The sequence below is a fragment of the Veillonella parvula genome (genome assembly GCF_032472435.1).
In the GTDB taxonomy this organism is placed as follows: Bacteria; Bacillota; Negativicutes; order Veillonellales; family Veillonellaceae; genus Veillonella; species Veillonella parvula_N.
On the sequence record NZ_JAWEGM010000004.1, the window covers coordinates 114123 to 134073 of the forward strand.

Annotated in this window: 15 protein-coding genes; 4 read left to right on the forward strand and 11 right to left on the reverse strand. The window is 36.2% G+C overall.

What is annotated here, in order from left to right:
* Positions 1–70 precede the first annotated feature (70 nt).
* Positions 71–961, forward strand: coding sequence for a PocR ligand-binding domain-containing protein (locus E7A03_RS06785; protein WP_119562575.1), 891 nt, complete (start codon positions 71–73; stop codon positions 959–961).
* Between the two features lie 139 nt (positions 962–1100).
* Here the strand turns inward: E7A03_RS06785 and fucO are convergent, their stop codons facing one another.
* The 6 genes from fucO to E7A03_RS06815 all read right to left on the reverse strand — a co-directional run bounded on the left by fucO (position 1101) and on the right by E7A03_RS06815 (position 7965).
* Complete coding sequence (gene fucO, locus E7A03_RS06790) at positions 1101–2252, reverse strand: lactaldehyde reductase (protein WP_008602322.1); 1152 nt, start codon at positions 2250–2252, stop codon at positions 1101–1103.
* An 18-nt stretch (positions 2253–2270) separates the two neighbouring features.
* Complete coding sequence (locus E7A03_RS06795; protein WP_278457255.1) at positions 2271–3164, reverse strand: dihydrodipicolinate synthase family protein; 894 nt, start codon at positions 3162–3164, stop codon at positions 2271–2273.
* Between the two features lie 15 nt (positions 3165–3179).
* Positions 3180–4289: an L-rhamnose mutarotase gene (locus E7A03_RS06800; protein ID WP_316073901.1), complete on the reverse strand. Its 1110-nt coding sequence runs from the start codon at positions 4287–4289 to the stop codon at positions 3180–3182.
* Between the two features lie 72 nt (positions 4290–4361).
* Positions 4362–5606, reverse strand: coding sequence for an L-fucose:H+ symporter permease (fucP, locus tag E7A03_RS06805; RefSeq protein ID WP_278457259.1), 1245 nt, complete (start codon positions 5604–5606; stop codon positions 4362–4364).
* 25 nt (positions 5607–5631) lie between these two features.
* Entirely contained in the window at positions 5632–6411 is a 780-nt protein-coding gene (locus E7A03_RS06810; protein WP_278457261.1) for an SDR family oxidoreductase, read from the reverse strand.
* A gap of 36 nt (positions 6412–6447) precedes the next feature.
* The gene (locus E7A03_RS06815; RefSeq protein ID WP_008602317.1) at positions 6448–7965 is read right to left on the reverse strand and encodes a UxaA family hydrolase; all 1518 of its coding nucleotides are present in this window, start codon (positions 7963–7965) and stop codon (positions 6448–6450) included.
* A gap of 292 nt (positions 7966–8257) precedes the next feature.
* Here E7A03_RS06815 and E7A03_RS06820 point away from each other — a divergent pair, with 292 nt between their 5' ends.
* Positions 8258–9019: an IclR family transcriptional regulator gene (locus tag E7A03_RS06820; protein ID WP_008602316.1), complete on the forward strand. Its 762-nt coding sequence runs from the start codon at positions 8258–8260 to the stop codon at positions 9017–9019.
* A 112-nt stretch (positions 9020–9131) separates the two neighbouring features.
* Here the strand turns inward: E7A03_RS06820 and E7A03_RS06825 are convergent, their stop codons facing one another.
* The 5 genes from E7A03_RS06825 to E7A03_RS06845 form a co-directional block, all read right to left on the reverse strand.
* Positions 9132–9965 carry a MetQ/NlpA family ABC transporter substrate-binding protein gene (locus tag E7A03_RS06825; RefSeq protein WP_008602315.1) on the reverse strand — a complete coding sequence of 278 codons (834 nt, stop codon included), beginning with the start codon at positions 9963–9965 and terminating at the stop codon, positions 9132–9134.
* A 372-nt stretch (positions 9966–10337) separates the two neighbouring features.
* Positions 10338–11651 (reverse strand): DUF389 domain-containing protein, encoded by a 1314-nt coding sequence (locus E7A03_RS06830; RefSeq protein ID WP_008602314.1) that lies wholly within the window; start codon positions 11649–11651, stop codon positions 10338–10340.
* Positions 11652–11660: 9 nt separating this feature from the next.
* Entirely contained in the window at positions 11661–12698 is a 1038-nt protein-coding gene (locus E7A03_RS06835) for a nicotinate-nucleotide--dimethylbenzimidazole phosphoribosyltransferase (protein ID WP_008602313.1), read from the reverse strand.
* 289 nt (positions 12699–12987) lie between these two features.
* Entirely contained in the window at positions 12988–14307 is a 1320-nt protein-coding gene (locus tag E7A03_RS06840) for a dicarboxylate/amino acid:cation symporter (protein ID WP_008602312.1), read from the reverse strand.
* 167 nt (positions 14308–14474) lie between these two features.
* Complete coding sequence (locus tag E7A03_RS06845) at positions 14475–15647, reverse strand: iron-containing alcohol dehydrogenase (RefSeq protein WP_287509352.1); 1173 nt, start codon at positions 15645–15647, stop codon at positions 14475–14477.
* Positions 15648–15794: 147 nt separating this feature from the next.
* Between E7A03_RS06845 and E7A03_RS06850 the strand changes: the two genes are divergently transcribed.
* Together E7A03_RS06850 and E7A03_RS06855 are read left to right on the forward strand one after the other, a co-directional pair.
* The gene (locus E7A03_RS06850; protein WP_008602310.1) at positions 15795–17354 is read left to right on the forward strand and encodes a hypothetical protein; all 1560 of its coding nucleotides are present in this window, start codon (positions 15795–15797) and stop codon (positions 17352–17354) included.
* A 282-nt stretch (positions 17355–17636) separates the two neighbouring features.
* The gene (locus E7A03_RS06855; RefSeq protein WP_012864842.1) at positions 17637–19919 is read left to right on the forward strand and encodes a ribonucleoside-diphosphate reductase subunit alpha; all 2283 of its coding nucleotides are present in this window, start codon (positions 17637–17639) and stop codon (positions 19917–19919) included.
* The last annotated feature ends 32 nt before the right edge of the window (positions 19920–19951 follow it).

Here is a 19951-nt window from a genome sequence, read left to right on the forward strand (position 1 = left end):
GAGCAAGTAGAGCTATTTTAGCGGTGTGCTTACTAGACCTCTTAACACATTTGTGATTGGAGGTTTCACTATGATTTGTACGAACGAAGATACGAAGCTTATAAATGAAATCATGCGTGATTTCACAAACATAACAAAAATCGCAGCTATTTTTGTTAATAATCGTGGAAAAGTGTTATCTCAAGAATATAACTTTTCCCCATTCTGTAAGGTCGTAAGGCGCAATCCAACCTACGCCAAGCGTTGCAATCAATGCGACTTATATGGTGGACTAGATGCTACAAAAGAACTATCATCCTGTCCGTATCGCTGTCACATGGGGCTCATAGATTTCTCCGTGCCCATCATGAAGGATGGTGCTATCTTAGGCTTCATCATGGCAGGTCAAGCAAAAACAGAGGATACGACTATTAAGCCAATTTTACCTACTCAAACCGATTGGCATGATGATACTAAACTTCGCGCCTTATATCGGACCTTGCCAGTTCTGACTGCAGAACAAATTTACAGTGCTACAAAGGTCTTGCGGATCTTAGTAGAACATTACTTCCCATTTAACGATGCAATAGCAGAAGAAATGCCATATGAACAACTGCCAGACTTTGTAGAATCAGAACGCCCTATCAATCGGCCTGAAATCCGAAAGGCTATGCTATACATAGAAAAAAACCTGAGCAAACGCGTGTCGCTCAGGAGGATTTCGGAACATATTCATTTAAGCGAGTCCTACTTCTCTAAGATTTTTAAAGATGATACAGGACTATCAGTAATGCAATATATAACACTATTGCGCATACAAGAAGCCAAAAAGCTATTGGTATATTCGCAACTAACGGTTAATCAGATTAGTAAAACATTGGGCTATAATAGAACAAGCTACTTCTGTAAAATATTCAAGCTAGCTACCACCGAAACACCACATTCGTATCGGAAGAAATATGCTAAGCCAATTAATGCATAATATACTAAATATTAGTAGTTTAATTATGTAATAAAAAATAGAGTGGTGAAATCCTAAATATAGGATTTCACCACTCTATTTTTATTTAGAAATACTAAACTTTAGAGGAGGAGTGCAGACAACTATAAAAATACCAATGCTACATAATAGACTTATAAATACTAATTATATCTTTTAGTGTTGGATCTTTTGGATTACCTGGTGTACAAGCATCCTCCATTGCTGACTTAGCTAAAAATTCTAAATCCTCTTCCTTAACGCCAACAGCCTTAAGATGTTTAGGAATATTAACATCATCAGCTAGTTGTTGAATTGCCGCAATAGCTGCACTATCAGCTTCCGCTTTACTCATTTGTTCTAAATTTTGAACACCAAAAGCTCTAGCAATTTCTTTATACTTATTACCGGTAGCACTAGCATTATACTTTAATACAGCAGTCAACATCATTGCACACGCCTTGCCATGTGGAACATCATAAAGTGCACTAAGTGGATGAGCCATTGAATGCACAATCCCTAATCCAACATTAGAGAACCCCATACCTGCAATATACTGTGCCAAAGACATTCCTTCTCTAGCGTCATAATCGCCATCTACAGATTTACGTAAAGACTTTGCAATTAATTCTATAGCTTTGATATGTAGCATATCGGTTAATTCCCATGCGCCTTTAGTAATATACCCTTCTATTGCATGAACTAAAGCATCCATACCTGTTGATGCACAAAGACCTTTTGGCATAGAAGCAGACATATCTGGATCAACAATCGCAACTACAGGAATATCATGTGGGTCAACACAAACAAATTTACGCTTTTTCTCAACATCAGTAATAACGTAGTTAATAGTAACTTCAGCAGCTGTACCCGCTGTAGTGCTAACTGCAATAATAGGTAGTGACTTATTTTTAGTTTCAGCTAACCCCTCTAGACTTCTAACATCAGAGAATTCTGGGTTTGTCATTATAATACCAATAGCTTTACTAGCATCAATAATACTACCTCCGCCAATAGCTACAATAGCTTGAGCATCAAATCTTTTACATACATCAACACCATTTTTAATATTTTCAATGGTTGGGTTTGGCTTAATATCTGTATATACTTCGAAATTAATGCCCGCATCACGAAGCAAATCTGTAACCTTCGTAGCAACACCAAATTCAAGAAGATCTTCACCAGTCGTAACTAAAATCTTTTGAAAATGTCGTGATTGAAGTTCATTTATAATCTCTTTAATAGCACCTTTACCAAAATATGAAGTTTCATTGAGAATTATACGTTTACTCATATTATCATCTCCTAGGAATCATTTTCTCCAAAGTCTTTTGGCAACCATATCTAAATCAGATTTTACGGAATCTGTTAATTTTGAAATAGGAACTCTACAATTTTCTTTGATTGAGTATCCCATCTCACGCAAAGCCCATTTCATAAGTGGGTTAAACGGAGTATACGCTTCATAGAATAAAGCATATGTGTCAATCTTTCGCTGAATTTCTACAATTTTATTAAAATTACCTTCATTCAAAGCAACAACTAAATCATGACACAATTTAGGATATACATTAGATAATGCACCAATACATCCGGCACCACCGGAGATAACTACAGGAACACAGTTAGTATCATAACCAGTATATACTGCAAAGTTTGGATATAGAGGTAAAATTTCATTAATATATTTCTGACTATGACGAGAAACTGGATGTGTATCTTTAATACCAATTAAATTTTTATGTTTTTCTAATAACCGCAATACAGTATTAACAGATATATCATATCCTGTGCGATCTTGATAATTATAGAGATAAACATTACCAGAAATATGGCCTAAGATATCATCAAAATAATTGAATACATCCTCTTGGCTGCATGCACTATAATATGGTCCAACAATAATAACTGCATCAGCGCCCTTTTTTAGAGCAAAATTAGATAGATTTATAGTTTCTAATCTATTCATACGGCCTGTACCAGCTATTACAATACTACGATGATTAATATATTGAACTGCATCTGATATTAATTGCTCAGCTTCATTATAATCTAAGGCATAAAATTCACCCGCACTTCCGCCTACTAAAATTCCATCAATACCATTTTCAAGTACATGATCATACAATGAATGCATATCATCATAATTAATAGTGCTATCATCATTAAAAGATGTTAATATTGGACAAAAATATTTGCTATTCATATATAATACTCCCCTCTATTTATTTAAATCATAAACTAAATCCATATCTGCCCACCATTCACTTTTTAATGCACCATCAATACGTTTTTGGCATGGGTCTGTTTCTTTCCACCAACGATTTGTTTCAGGATCCTGTGCCATTTTTGCCATATCGTACTCAAAATCATCACCACAATATTCCATTACAGAAAATAGTAAGTCATCACGATTCCAAATCTTATAATTAGTAATACCACATTCTCTAATCATTTTATTAACACTCGAGAATGGATTCGCATGTAACTTTTTATAATATTCTGCTTTTTCTGGACGTAGTTTAATAACGGATGCAAAAAGTTGTGGACGATTAATTTTATATAATTTTTTAGCATTTTTACTAAAGATATCTAGATCATCATTAAAATACTCACGCACACAATTTAAATGATTCTCAAAAGATGAATATAAGTTAACTACAGGAAAGTTAGATGCATACATTAGTTTTGAGTGATCAAAGGTTCCAGAAATAAAGTCTAAAAGATTTTTTACAAATAACTTATTATCAGTAGAGAAGCCTGAAATCTTACAGTATACATTAGGCAGTGATGCTAATTTTGTTATTGCCTTTTTATAACTTTCATCTAATGTGCTCACATTACCACAATGATTAATTACTACTTTAGCCTCTGGGACTTGCTTAATCGAGTTATATAAGTCTTCTAATTCATCTACTCGATTACAACTTTCAAATAATAAATCTTGTTTAGCTAGTACTTCCAAACCTTGAATAAAACTTCGTTCTAAACATCTCCCTCGAGGAGAGCTATCTATATGAAGTGGTTCTCTTACACCAACAATACCGATTGGCAATCGCATATGCTCACATAAATGTCTAGCTCTCATTACACGAGCTAGAATATATGGGCTTTTCAATTTAAAAATATAATCATCTTCTTGAATTGCGTTATCACAATCTACCTCTACATACACACCACCTTTAAAATTGAAATCATACTGCCCATAAGCCTTTGCAATATCATCCATTGAAAAGCTTCGTTTTATAATCCCTGCGCAAGAATTTAGCCAAGGAAGATTTAATATATTTAAATCCCAAATGTGAAAATGACTATCTACAATTTCAAGCATCATGTGTCTCCTTTAACGTGACTATCCGTCGAATAGGATAAACATTTAATTATCCAGTAAAGTAATTTAGTCTCATTTCATTACTTTTGGGCAACTCCCAAAAAATCCATACCAAGCAACAAATAAGAAACATGGTATTAATAATAAAAACGATGTTTCAATATTATGATGATCTGCAACTAGGCCCATAAAATATGGCATGATTGCACCACCAACAATAGTCATAATTAGTACACTAGAGGCTGTCTTAACCAATGCATCTGGTATATCTGTAATAGAAAGCGCAAAAATAGTTGGAAAACTAATTGACATAAAGAAGAAAGATGCAATTAGAGTGAATACAGAAACGCTACCAGTTAAGATGTTTAGTAATATCATAATGCATACATTAATAAGAGAATAAACACCTAAGATACAACCTGGTCTAAACTTCTTTAATAAAGGAGTTGTAACAACACGACCAATCATAAATGCAACTAAAGCAATACTAAAGAAGAATGCCGCTTGAGAATCAGTTACTTCTGACCAATGATCTACACTGTAATTAATGAAGAAGGCACCTGCACCAACTTGTGCTGCAATGTATAAAAATTGAGATAATGCACCCAATCTAAAATGACGGTAACTAAAGAGTTTCGCATAACTTACTTCATTATCTGCTGGTGAATCTGTGGAACCAGAAACCTCAGAACCTTCTGGTAATTTGTTAAAAACAAAAAGTAATAACATAATAATAATAATTGCAGCAATTCCAACATATACCATTTGTACACTACGCATATTATCAGCTACATCACCACCATGAGTGACTGATAAAAATAATGCACCACCAATAATCGGTCCTAAAAATTGGCCCACACCATTAAAAATCTGTGCAATATTAATACGGAATGCAGCATCTTTGTCACTACCTAATTTTGTGATATAAGGGTTGGCATTTGTTTCTAAACTACCTAATCCGCAAGCAAGAATGAAAAATGCACCAAGGAACATATTGAAACTGTATGCATTACTAGCTGGAATTATTAATAGTGCCCCAATAGCATAGAGCGCCAGTCCCATGATAATACCACCCTTAAATCCAAATTTTCTTGCCACTAAAGCAGCTGGTGTGGCTATTACAAAATACCCACCAAAATATGCAGCTTGTAATAATCCAGATGTTGCTTTTGTAATACCTAATTGATTTTGAAAGTTTTTATTCATTACATCAATTAAGCCATAACTAACACCCCACATGAAGAATAAAATAGTAACTAACCAAAATGCTAATTTAATATTACTAGCACTTACTTTTTTAGTTTTATCGGTATCCATAATGCACCTCCTGTAGCCAAGTCATTTAACTCAATGCTCGATCCAAATGCACATAACCACCATCAACATAAATCCATTGACCTGTAGTATGTGAAGATAGGGAGGAAATTACAAAAACTGCAGTATTTGCAATCTCTTCAATTGTAGTAAAACGTCTTTCAAATGGAATTTTATCAGTAATAACTTTTTTTCTTTCTTCTGGATTATCAAAAGTCTTAATCCAATTTGCATATAATGGTGTCCAACATTCACTTACGACAATCGCATTACTCCGAACACCATAAGGTAAAAAGGCTGCTGCCCATTCACGTGTCAAACCTAAAATAGCACCTTTTGCCGCCGCATATGCGCTAGTTTTCCCTTGTCCAGTTAATGCTGTCTTAGATCCAATATTTAATACACACCCTTTAGATTTTTTTAAATAAGGTAATGCCGATCTAACTAACTCATAATAATGTGTTAAATTCCCATGTAAGCTTTTTTCAAATTCTTGCCATGTAGTTTCTTCAATTGCTTTATTATCATTTGCACCTGCATTATTCACTACGGCATAAATTCCACCATATTTTTTAGCTACAGAATCAACAATAGATTTAATTTTATCAGCCTCATTTAAATCGATTTGAATAAATTCGTAGTTATTTGTAATAGCCTCCATCTCAGACGTAAATTCTTTTGTCAAAGGAGACCGCCCCAAAATAACTGGTATTGCTCCCTCCGCTGCTAGTCTAAGAGAAATACCACTACCAATACCACTGCCGCCACCAGTAATTAAAACAACTTTACCTTTTAATTGCAAATCCATGATACTTACCTCCTAAAGATAATTAATATAATAAATTTATACTGTTGTTGCTAATCGCCAAATAGAAAAATCATTTTGTTCATTTATTTCTGCTTTTGTTTCTCTTCCATTTCCTACCTCTACAATAAAATCTATTATTTCTTCGCCCATTTCTTGTATTGTTTTTTGTCCACTAACAACAACTCCGGCATCCAAGTCAATTGAATCATTCATATTTACATAAGTATCTGTATTAGAAGATACTTTTATTGTCGGAACTATTGGACTTCCTGTTGGTGTTCCTCTACCTGTAGTGAAAACGACTATATTACAACCACCAGCTGCCATACCACTTAATTGTTCTATATCATTTCCCGGTGTATTCATGAAAGTCAAGCCAGTAGCAGTAATTGGTTTTGCATAGTCAATTACTGAATTTACAGATGTATTCCCAGCCTTATAAATACAACCTAGAGATTTTTCTTCTATACTACTTAACCCACCTTCTATATTTCCTGGACTAGGATTAGCGCCCCTAATATCCGCATGTGAATCAATAACAGTTTGTTCGAATCCTTTTATAGTATCTAAAATTTGTTCTTTTACTTCAGAATTAATAGCCCTTTCTGCTAATATATGTTCAGCTCCAATTAATTCAGTAGTTTCTGCCAAGACAACCTTTCCACCATGACCAACAACGATATCGGAGGCAGCACCTAAACTTGGATTCGCACTCAATCCGGAAAAACTATCACTACCCCCACACTCTGTGCCTAATACAATATCAGCAAGACAGCCTTCACTTCTTTCCATGAGTAAAGCTTCATTCAACATATTTTTTACAATTGTTACACCTTTTTTTATACTCTCATTAACACCACCACATTCTTGTATATTAAAATACTCAACCTTTTTATAAGGAGTATGTTTTTTTATTTGTTCTGCTATAGATTTAGCTTGAACAACTTCACAACCTAATCCAACTACTAATACACTATAAACATTCGGATTTGTACCTGAACCAACTAATACATCTTGAGTTTGGCTCGCATCATAACTTAATTCACTACAACCATGTTGATGATTAAAAAAAACTACTTTTGAATCAGGTTTCATTACAACAGAACCATATTTAATCTCATTTGCAATACGTTCAACCACTTTATTGGCACAATGTACGCTTGGAATAATCAAAACATGATTTCTTAAACCAAAACTACCATCAGGTCGTCTAAATCCCGATAAAGTATAATTTTTTTTATTATTTAGTATTACATGATCTCTAATCCCATTTTGGCTAATTTCTTTTGTTTTTGAGTCTAAATCACCTCTACCTCTTTCTCCATCTATATTATGAATATGTACCCATTCTCCAGATTTAATATTTCGATTCGCAACGCCTATATGCGCACCATATTTTATAATTGGCTGCCCTTTTAAAATATCTTCGGTTGCAAATTTATGTCCTTTAGAAACATTTTCTTTTATAACTACACCTAAAGCTTTATCTCCTTTATTCAGTGTAGTTAGTGCTGTTCCTACATTATCAGAGTTATTTACATGAATTGCATTCATATTAACGTCTCCTTAAAATAATTAAACTTACATAATTTATCATCTTTATTAATCTTATAGTATCTCCATCGTTCGTAAATGTCAATATTATTCGTATATGCGAACAGATAATTATAAATAAAAAATAACATTTCAAAACTAACTATATTTGAAATGCTATCTAGTCTAATGGAACCCCTACTATTTAATTTTATTCTGTATTCAGATGATGTTATCTATTCAAATTTTAAGTAAAAAAAGATATTATAAATATTAAGAAGCAGATTATTTATCAAAAGGAATACCCGATAATATGAATATGAAATTACATAATCCAACGCTACGAGTTATAGAAGTAATTGAAACTGTTGCCGAAAATCAGTCTGGTCTTAGTTTATCTCAAATATCAAGCAAAATAAACTGTCCAAAAAGCACATTAATGCCAATTTTAAAAACATTATGTGAAAAAAATTATCTCTTATTTTCTGAAGAAACATTACTTTATACTATGGGAAAAGAGATTTTATTTATTAGTAGTATGTATGAATCAAATAATACTAGTTTAGATTTAATACAAGAACAAATGAAACGGTTATCTACAGAATGTAATGAAACTTGTCACTTAGGCATTCTAACTGGTAATGAAATTATGTATTTACTAAAAATCTCTACTACCAATCCGATCCAGTTAATCTCTTCTGTCGGTAAAAGGTTACCAGCTTACGCTACGGCACTGGGTAAAGCTTTATTATTCGATAAAAGTTTAAATGAATTAGAAGAACTATTTTCTAATCCATTTCAAGCATTTACAGCACAAACTCTTAAAACACCCATAGAACTATATAATAATATTCATAATAATAATAGTTTTACTTATGAAAACGAAGAAATTACTAATCATGCATGCTGTATAGCACTACCAATCCGAGAAGATGGAAAAATAGTCGCAGCCCTTAGCGTTAGCTTTTTAACATTCACAACATCATCTGAAAAAGTACTAAAAATTAAAAAGGAATTATTAAAATCGGCATCAATTATAGAACGAATAATTAAAAACAAAGGTTTTTCATATTAATTTAAACTAAAAAAAGGCGTAACACCAATGGTGTTACGCCTTTTTCGTATCTATAGAGTTTGTCATGAGAAGGAATTTTTCAGATACATATATATTATTAACGATCAATCAATTAGAACGCTGGGATAATAGCCCCTTTGTAATGTTCTTCAATGAACTTCTTAACTTCTGGAGATTGTAATGCTTTAGCTAATTTTTGAATAGCTGGTTTATTTTCATCACCAGGGTTTACGGAAAGAAGATTTGCATATGGAGAATCCGCTTTTTCTACGAATAAACCATCTTTTGTAGGATTAAGACCTGCTGGCAATGCATAGTTAGCATTAATTACAGCTGCGTCTAAGTCTTGAATGGAACGAGGAATTTGAGCTGCTTCCAACTCTGTAATTTGGATGTTTTTAGGGTTGCTAGTCACATCAAATGGTGTGTTAGTCAAACCAGTTGGGTCTTTCAATGTGACAAGACCTGCACTTTGCAACAAGAGAAGTGCACGAGCACTGTTTGTTGGATCAGATGGAATCGCTACTTTTGCGCCATTTGGCAAATCTTTTAAATCTTTAATTTTTTGAGAGTAAATAGCCAATGGTTCGATGTGAACTGGTGCAAAGCTTACGAAGTTTGTGCCATGATCTCTGTTAAAGTTATTTTGGTATGGCACGTTAGCAAAGAAGTTTGCATCTACTTCATGGCTAGATAATGCCATGTTTGGTTGAATGTAGTCTGTAAATTCAATGATTTGAAGATCTACACCTTCCTTAGCCAATAAAGGTTTAATTTGATTTAAGATCTCAGCATGAGGTACAGGGTTTGCTGCCACTTTTAACACCTCTGCTTTAGAACTACCAGCACTGCTGGAACTTGCGTCATTTGTGGAAGAACCACAACCACTAATCAATAAGGACGCGCCTAGTACGGCCGTCGCTGCTAATGCTAACCATTTTTTCATGTAATCCTCCTATCTACGATGAACACCTACATCTATTGACGAGGACTCATGCGTATACAACACACGTAGATATGTTAATAAATCTATATATTCTTACACTGTATCTACATTTAATTATTTAATAATTTCGATGTAGTAAGTATAGCAAATTTAATTCCTATTCGTATAATAGATTTTATATATCAATTAATATAACCTTAATCTATAGCAAGATAAGAGTAATTACATTTAGCTATGCCAAGTACATAAAAACGGTACTAAGATGATTCCCCGTACTACTAGGTAATATACCTAATAGGTACAATCAAACTTAGTACCGTTATAAATATCGCTCTATATAATAAACAATCTAATCAAAATCAAAAGATTCAATTATAAAGTTGACGTTGTTTGCTCCACAGAAATAGTTACAGGTGCTGATAATTTAGCCTCTAACCAAGCTTTTATTCGTTCCGAATCTGCATCAGATACAGTGGACGCGGTATGGATAATCACCATATAGCGATTCGCTTTAGGCTGTTCTAAATTATCTATCAAAGGCATGCCTTCCACTCTGCTTACAAACGGGAATAACGCCTTTGCTTCAGCTTCTGTCGTTTTCATAGTGTTTATAGTTTCACTTACTAGTTGATAAGTCGGCTGGTACAGATTACTCAAGTTTGTATATTTTTCATGATCCTCCGAGGCTTTATTCAAGCTCGTCTTATCCACAGCAGATTTTTTCTCATCTACACTATTAACAAATCGCACTGCATAAGACTGCAAATACTCGTCTTTCTGTAATTTATCATCCAACTGGGATCGTTCCTCTGAAGTCACAGGAGCTCCTACAACTACTATATCTACTAGCTTATTCACTCGGTCCAATGAATAATCAATCACTAGTCGACGCCCATCTTGATTAATATTGGTCTTAATAAACTGCTCTATATGATTTGACTCAGAATACTTGATGGTCATATCATAGCCTGCATAAATGCTTGGTATAGCCATAATAAGACCAATCACAAGAAATATTAGCTGATTACGACGATTAATCTCTTCTGCTTGCTTATGGGATGGCAAACTATATACACCTTTTAAAACAATAAAAGATGCAAAGAAGATGAAAAATGCATTTATAAAGAATAGATACCCAGCCCCAAAGAAATAATGCCAATTTCCATTAGCCAGTCCATATCCTGCCGTACACAGTGGTGGCATAAGTGCAGTCGCAATCGCTACCCCTGGTATGACATTATCTAAGGTCTTACGCGTTTGACCAATAATCCCAGCTAACCCACCAAATATAGCAATGAATACATCAAAAATATTCGGTTCTGTACGCGCTAATAGTTCAGATGTAACTGTCTGAACGGGGGAAATATAAAAATATAAAGCAGATGCCAAAACAGCAATCGTAATCTGTAAGGACAATCTTAAAATAGCACTTTTCACAACTGTAAAATTAAGCGTAGCGAAGCCAAAGCCAGTTGCTAGAATCGGTCCCATCAACGGCGATATAAGCATAGCACCAATAATAACGGCTGTACTATTCATATTCAACCCAATAGAGGCAATAAACATGGAGAGGATCAGGATAACCAAAGCAGGACCCTTAACCTTAGCCCCACCTATCAACCTTTTAGCAATAGTTGCATCATCGGCTCGTTCAAAATGTATATCAAAGTATTTATTTAGTTCCATTCTTCTACCTCATAATTTCATCAAATCTGCAAAGGTCCCCACATTTACAAACATGTATTGTGTGGTTTTTAACATTTGAACCATCAAGATGGCACCTGTACCTTCTCCCATCGACATTTGTGCTTGTATAGGAACCATATCTTGTGTAATCCCCACCTCAGCCAAAGCCAGTTCCGTGCCTTTTTCTTTAGACTGATGCGATGGTAACGCATAGTCCACAACACGAGCGTTTATATGTGCTGCACAAGCAGCTGCTACAGCTGTAATAAAACCGTCAATAACAAAGGGCTTTTCAAAATCTGCACAAGCTAGCATGGCTCCAAGAATAGCGGCAATATCAAAGCCCCCTACATGGGCTACAATTTTACGAACTCGGTGAGTCTCACTTTCAGCAATAATACGCTCCTTATGTATATCTAATACAGAACGGACAAAGTCAATTTTACGCTTCATCAAATCTGGTTTGTCAGGCCAGGAACCAGGGCCCACGGTTTCCGTCGGATCAGCCCCCGTCAATGCAGACAACACACACGCAGAGGTTGTCGTATTCCCTAAACCCATTTCACCAAAGGAGAACAGATTGATTCCTTGTTCTACATAATACTGAACCCGTTCATAGCCAGCTTGAAAGGCTCTATTAAATTCATCGTCAGTCATGGCAGCATGGTGCAAAATATTCTTTGTTCCCTTCGCTACTTTGCGATTAACGCCGATACCATCATCTGAGGCAATGCCTACATCCACGACCTCATAAGGAATATTATTAAAGTTACAAAATTGTGTGGCTGACGAGCGACCTAAGAGCATATTACGGGATTGCTTTTGCGTCACCTCGTAGTTATACCCAACATAGCCTTCCATATTACAACCATTATCGGCAGAAAATATGATATGCTGTGGTCGAATTTCGCCATTAATCTCACCCCAAGCCGCGCAAATCTTACGAAAATATATTTCCCATAAACCAAGACCACCTGGGATGAGGCATTTTGGTTGGAGAAATTTATTTAATTGTTTCTCTATCGGTAATACTGACTTATCTTTCATTTTATTCTCTAATCCGCACCTAATGTACCAACTAGCCTTCTATTAATTCGATATTATTCTATCTGAAAGTATAACATAAAATGCATATCTAGTAATGTGACTATTATTAGTTTTTAAAAGTATAATTCAGTTTTAAAATTTAGTATTCTAACAACTATATTTCTAATCGAAATTATCATTACACAATTACAACTACTCTAGTAGATAAAAAAGGTTATCCCCTTACAGGATAACCTTTTATTTGAGTTATATAATTAAGTATTTTCTTAAGTTTATCTAACCTACGAATTTAAGCACCTTGGAATTGAGGCATATCGTCGCCGCTAGAGTCGTCCAATTTACCTTGAAGGTCATGGTCAACCATGGCACATACAGATGCATCAGACCATACGTTTTCAGCGGTTTCAATCATATCGATAATCGTATAGATTGGCAAGATGATACCAAGCAAACCAATTGGTACACCGATGGAACTCATCAAGGATAAGGTTAAGAAATAACAACCCATTGGAACGCCCGCATTACCAATCGCAGCGAGAACAGCAATAAATAACCAGGCCACCATTGTGCCCATAGTCAATTCCATTCCCGCATTTTGCATTACGAATAAAGATGTGACAAGAATGAAAGCTGCGCAACCATTCATATTAATAGTTGTACAAATTGGCAATACGAAACGAGCTACTGCAGGATGAGCTTTCAAATTATCCTCAGCAGATGCCAATGTAACAGGCAAAGTTGCAGCAGAAGATTTTGTGAACAACGCAACAGCTACGGCTGGAGACATTTTGCGGAATACGTCCACAGGGTTCAAACCTCGGAATAACAAGAACAATGGAATTACGATAAAGAATTGGATCAAGTTACCACCGATAACAACAGCCGTATATTTACCTAAAGCACCAACAATTACGCCCGCTTCAATTTGTGCAGATAATTGACCTGCAAAGGCGAGGATACCGATTGGCAATACATAAAGTAATGCTTTAATCAATGTAAATAGTAATTCTTGTAAACCAAATAAGACTTTCAACACCGCTTCGCGATTTTCAGTGCGTGGCATGAACGCAAAGGCTAAACCAACGGAAGCAGAAATAAACATTACAGACAATACATTGGCTTGTAAGTATGGTTGCAAGATATTGTTTGGAATAACAGATAAGAAATGATCATAATACGTAACATTGCCAAGTTTTTCAGGCACTTGAGCTGCACCGGCACCGATTACATCAAGCGGTAAGTTACCTGGTGCAATCCATAGGAATAAGCCAAGTCCTACAGCTGCCGCACAGATTGTAGTTAGCAAGGTATACACTACAGCGTGTCCAAAGATACGACCTGTATCCTTTTTAGCACCTAGCATGGATAATGTTGTAATTACCGCTAAGGATACGGTTGGAATTGCGATAAATTGGAACAAACGTGTAAAGACCGCTGCAATAAAATTAAAGAGCTCATTTAAAGCCGGAATATGTTGCCATCCTAAGATAGCACCAATGATGAGTGCCCCCATCCATAAAATGAACTGACGCAATTTACCTTGACCACGACTTTTTAAGGTAATCTCTTGCGCTAAGGCATCCACATTCTTGTCGTTTTGATCTGCCATAATAACACCTCTCTACAAACTAAACTACTAGAGACTAAAAAAAGAAATCCCAGCCCTAGGGCTGGGACAGTGAATATCCGAGTCTCTCTTTAATTCACATTATAGAGATATGATTTAAAATTGTCAATTATAATATCTGAATACATTCTAATATATTCAGATATCACTTAGAACATTTTCTTATACAACATTTCTATATCTTCCCGACTCACATCGGCCATTGTATTAGCAATATTGCCGGTAGCTACGACATACACGTTATCGACAAGCCAAGGAATGTCTTTTTTTGTAAAACCAAGTTCTGTAAGGTTTGTAGTAAGGTCTAGGTCATGTACAATCAAGCGTAATGCTTCACCTAGTTCGGATCCATCTCCGTGGTTGAATATACGAGCTAAGGCACCAAATTTATCGGGGTTAGCACTCCATGTATATTCCACTGCAACAGGTTCAATAACGGCAAGGCCTACACCGTGGGTAATATCCTTAAGCCCACTAGCAGGATGTTCCATGCCATGAGCAAGTGTTACACCGGCGGTATTAATAACCATGCCTCCAATTGTGCTAGCCAATGTAACGGACTCCCAAGCTTTTGTAAGTTGAGTTTCGTTGAGAACAGCTGATTTGCCTTCAGCCATTGCTTTCACATGTTTATATAGAGGCACAAGATATTGTGCTAACAAAGTTACAGCATAATGAGCTAATGCATCGGTAAAAGGTTGTGCCGTTTTAGAAGTATACGCCTCGATATTATGACAGAGTGCATCAAATCCCACAGATGCCAATACATGGGGCGGCATTGTGCCCATCACTGCCGGATCTACGATGGATACCTTTGGTACGATGGCATTACATCGCAAGGATTTCTTGTCTCCTGTTTCGGGATTAGTAAGTACACCAAAGCCATTACCTTCGGAGCCGGTACCACAGGTTGTAGGAATTACAATAAGAGGCAACGCCTTATCACTGGTTTTACGATTAAAGATATAATCGTTAATGTCACCTTCGTTAACGGACATAAATGCAATGCCTTTTGCACAGTCCATGATAGAGCCACCACCGATGGCAATAACCATATCACAGCTTTCAGATTTAGCTAGAGCAGCGCCGTCCAATGCAGTCGTCGTTAAGGGATTGGCATCCACTTGATCAAACAACACATGTTCAATATGTGCCGCATCAAGTTTTGCTGTTACACGGTCATATAGTCCAGATTTTTTGGCACTTGTCCGCCCTGTTACGATTAGCGCTTTATTGCCATAAGGCTTAGCAAAATCAGCAACACTATCGACTTTATCCCAACCAAATTGGATATGTACTGGTAAAAAATAAGAGAACTCCATGTGAACGACCTCTTTTCTATAAATACTAGCTCTTAATGTTATTGTAATGTAAATTCAGACGCCTGTAAAACCTCATAGGACTTTCACTAGAAAACATGTATACTACAGATAAGAGGGGGCATTTATTTTTATAAAGGGAGAGAATCTATGAAATCTGCAATTACACATTTATGGTCTTCGCTGCGGGACCTAGCAACGCAGTCACCTATATTACTGGCATTAATTGCCGTATTTTCATGTACACCGTTTTATCTAGAGCAAGATTGGTTTGCCGATATAGACCTTTGGTTCTATGGGCTGTATTTCTTCATCGTCATACTACAATCATATATAACACGAGATCGAAAGTTCTCCGTAGTATATACATTATTAAGCATAGGTATCAGCGTTGGTCTATATACGATTCATGAAACGTACCATCACATACGAGGCATCGAGCTAGCCACAGAAAATATATCATATCTATGGCTGTACTCTATGATTGCTCTATATTTTACATCGCCTGGAGAATACTACATTGGCGAAATCATCAATCGCCTGAAACGGATTGGTATTACCATTGTTACATCAACACTGTATAATGTCGTCATAATCATGACTCTATGGTTTTTCTTCATCATTCTGAACAAACCATTTACCTTTGATGATCTAATCTTTAAAGTATTAGCCGCTATCAATATATTTATCTGTATATCCATGCTGTGCACTTACAAAGAGGAGCCTGATGGACCACCAGAACCAAATACATTCTATAATGTTGTTTTTGGAATCATACTACCAAAGGCTTCCATCATTACAGGTATTCTAGCTAATATCTACTTGGTATTGATTCTCTTAGGCCTTCGCGAAGATGCGCGGTTCCTTTATACATATTATCCGTATGTAGCCATTTTCTATCTATTTTACTTGGCTAGTTTCAGATCTAGTGAAAGCAGCAAGACACAAAGGATCCTATGTTTCTTATTTATTACGATTACAATATTGTGCTTAATCCTGATTGGCAAGCGCGTAATAAATGAGCCCGTACTCTGGCTCAATACGATTTACGTGGCCGCATTCAATCTAATCTTCTTAGCACATAACGTATATTCCTTTGTAAAGCGTTTGACTCCATCGATCCATACAACGATTATGGCACTCACCCTAGGTGCAGTCCTTTTAATGCCTTTTATCGGTTACACGTCCCATCGAGAGTTTACAAACTATACAAAAATTGACGGTCAATGGCACGTATACTTGCCTATTACAGAAACATTTAACCCTGATTTTACAGACTATGGCAGGACGATTATACAGGGGGATTCTTCAAAACTAGGAGCAACGGAAATATATAAGGAACGAAATATTCAGTTTATCAGCTTTACGGCCGTTGAAGAACCTCATGTTATTTCGCTTGTAGGATATAATAAATTCATTTCTAACATCGAATTAGAAGTACGTGAGCCTGCTGATAGTACAGCTGACATACCAACAGCATCCTATGAATCGATCAACTTTAGATTCATCAATGAAGGGCTTGATTTAGAGGTATCTCTACCAAATGGCGTGACCGAGGTTCATCATATATATGAAAAATTCCTCACTGTGCCAAAAACGGCTTCAGATTCAGTCATTATAGAAGGCACGGGATATAAACTCTTAATCCACTCCTACTACGCATATCAAGACAGTGCACGAAGAATTATTTTTAGCGTATTATATAATTAATTATAAAATCCAGTAATTTCACGCATCTTTAACCATATCAACATTTTTTGCGAAACTATATTAAAAATTTTACAAATGTCAATATTGATTATATAGAAATTTTTCGCTATAATCGTAACATAATGTATAAGCTAGATAAGAAAACTACCATATATAGTAGTTTTCTTATTTTTCTGATTAGACTCAACTTAAAGATAATTTATATATTTCATTCTAATCTTATATATGCTTATACGACTATATTAACAGTTTTATGACTTTTTGCTCTCAAGGGGAACAGTAATGGAGATTATGATCAAGAAACGGGATGGCCATTTCGAGCCGTTGTCCGTTGAAAAAACGAAACGAATGATAGCCTTCGCATGTTTGGGGTTAGATTCTTGTGATCCACTAGAATTGGAAATGGATGCGAAGTTGCAATTCGTTGATGGCATGACCACTAAAGAAATTCAAAAAACTTTAGTCCAAACAGCCATCGAAAAAGTTATATCTAAAAAAGACGACGGCTTCGGCAACCAAGTTAATAAAATGAACCAAGATTGGCAGTTCGTAGCAGCCCGCCTATTCTTGTTCGATCTCTATAAAGAAGCCGCTATTACTCGTCGTTACAAAGCATTTGGCTACGGCAACTTCCCAAATCTTGTAAACATGCTTGTAGAAGAGAAAAAATACGCAGACTTCTTCGTTACAGAATACACTGCTGACGAATTGCAAGAGTTAGGCGATTACATCAAACCTAAGCGCGACTATCTCTTCAACTATGAAGGTCTCAAATTATTGGCTGACCGTTACTTGGTAAAAGGTTTTAACAAAGAAATCTTTGAATTACCGCAAGAACGTTTCATGGCTATCGCAATGCATTTGGCTCTTGTCGAAGGGAAAAATAAAGTAAAATACGCTAAAAAATTCTACGATTTGATGAGCCAATTAAAAATGACGACAGCTACACCTACTTTGGCAAATGCTGGTACACCATTCCACCAATTGTCCTCTTGCTTTATCTCTGGTGTAGACGACAACTTATGGTCTATCTACGACGTAAACAGCAAATTCTCTCGCGTATCTAAACACGGTGGTGCGCTTGGTATCTACCTTGGCAAAGTTCGTGCATTGAACTCCGATATCCGCGGTTTCAAAAACTCCTCTGGCGGCGTTATTCCTTGGATTCGCTTGTACAATGATACAGCTGTTGCAGTAGACCAATTGGGTAAACGTAAAGGCGGCGCTACAGTAACACTTGATATTTGGCACAAAGACTTCTATGAATTCGTAGAGCTTCGTACAAATAACGGTGATGATCGCCGTAAAGCTCATGATATCTTCCCTGCTATCTCCGTTCCAAACATCTTTATGGAACGTATGTTAGCTCGTGAAAACTTCACCCTCTTTGACCCTCATGAAATCTTGGCTGTAAAAGGCTATTCCTTAGAGAATTACTTCGATACAGATGACAAAAAAGAGTTTACTAAACGCTATATCGAATGTGAACAAGATCCTAATTTACACGGCATCGAAGTGCCAGCATTAGACATGATGAAAAAAATCATGCGCTCCGCTGTTGAAACTGGTACGCCATTCATCTTCTTCCGCGACACTGTAAATGCTGCAAATCCTAACAAACATGCAGGTATGATTTACGCGTCCAACTTGTGCCACGAAATTGCACAAAATGTTGGCTTCACTAATCTTGCTGAAGAAATCATCAACGAAGACGGTACAATTACTACAAAAACAAACACAGGCGACATGGTTACATGTAACTTAAACTCCATTAGCCTTGGCCGTATTACAGACGAAGAGTTGGAAGAAAACATTGCCCTTCAAATTCGTATGTTAGACAATGTTATTTCCATCAACCAAGCGCCGGTGCCAGAGTCTCGCATGACTTCTGATAAATACCGCGCTATCGGTCTTGGTACGTCTGGTTATCACCACTACCTTGTAAACCATGATATCCAATGGGAATCTGATGAACACATCGAAGTAGCGGACAAATTATTTGAAAACATTGCATTCTATGCGATTAAAGCTTCTATGGAGCTTGCAAAAGAAAAAGGCGCGTACCCAGCATTCAAAGGTTCCGAATGGGAAACTGGTGAATACTTCACACGTCGTGGTTACACATCTGATCGTTGGAAACAATTGGCTGCGGACGTTGCAAAATACGGTATCCGCAACGGTTACTTGATGGCCGTAGCTCCTACAGGTTCTACATCCAACATCGCTAATACAACAGCTGGTATCGACCCTATCTTCAAAAAATTCTTCATCGAAGAGAAGAAAGGTTCTTTCACACCAAAAACGGCACCAGATTTGAACGACAAAACATTCTGGCTATACAAAGAGGCACATACAATCGACCAACAATGGTCCATCAAAGCTTGTGGCGTGCGTCAACGTCATATTGACCAAGCACAATCTTTCAACTTGTACATCACTCCTCAAATGAAAGCGAAAGAAATTCTTGACCTTTACGTAGAAGCCTACAAACAAGGGATCAAAACAATCTACTATATCCGTAACCAATCCCTTGAAATGGATGAATGCACAAGCTGTTCCTCCTAATATAGGATAGATACACGCTACATTCTATAATG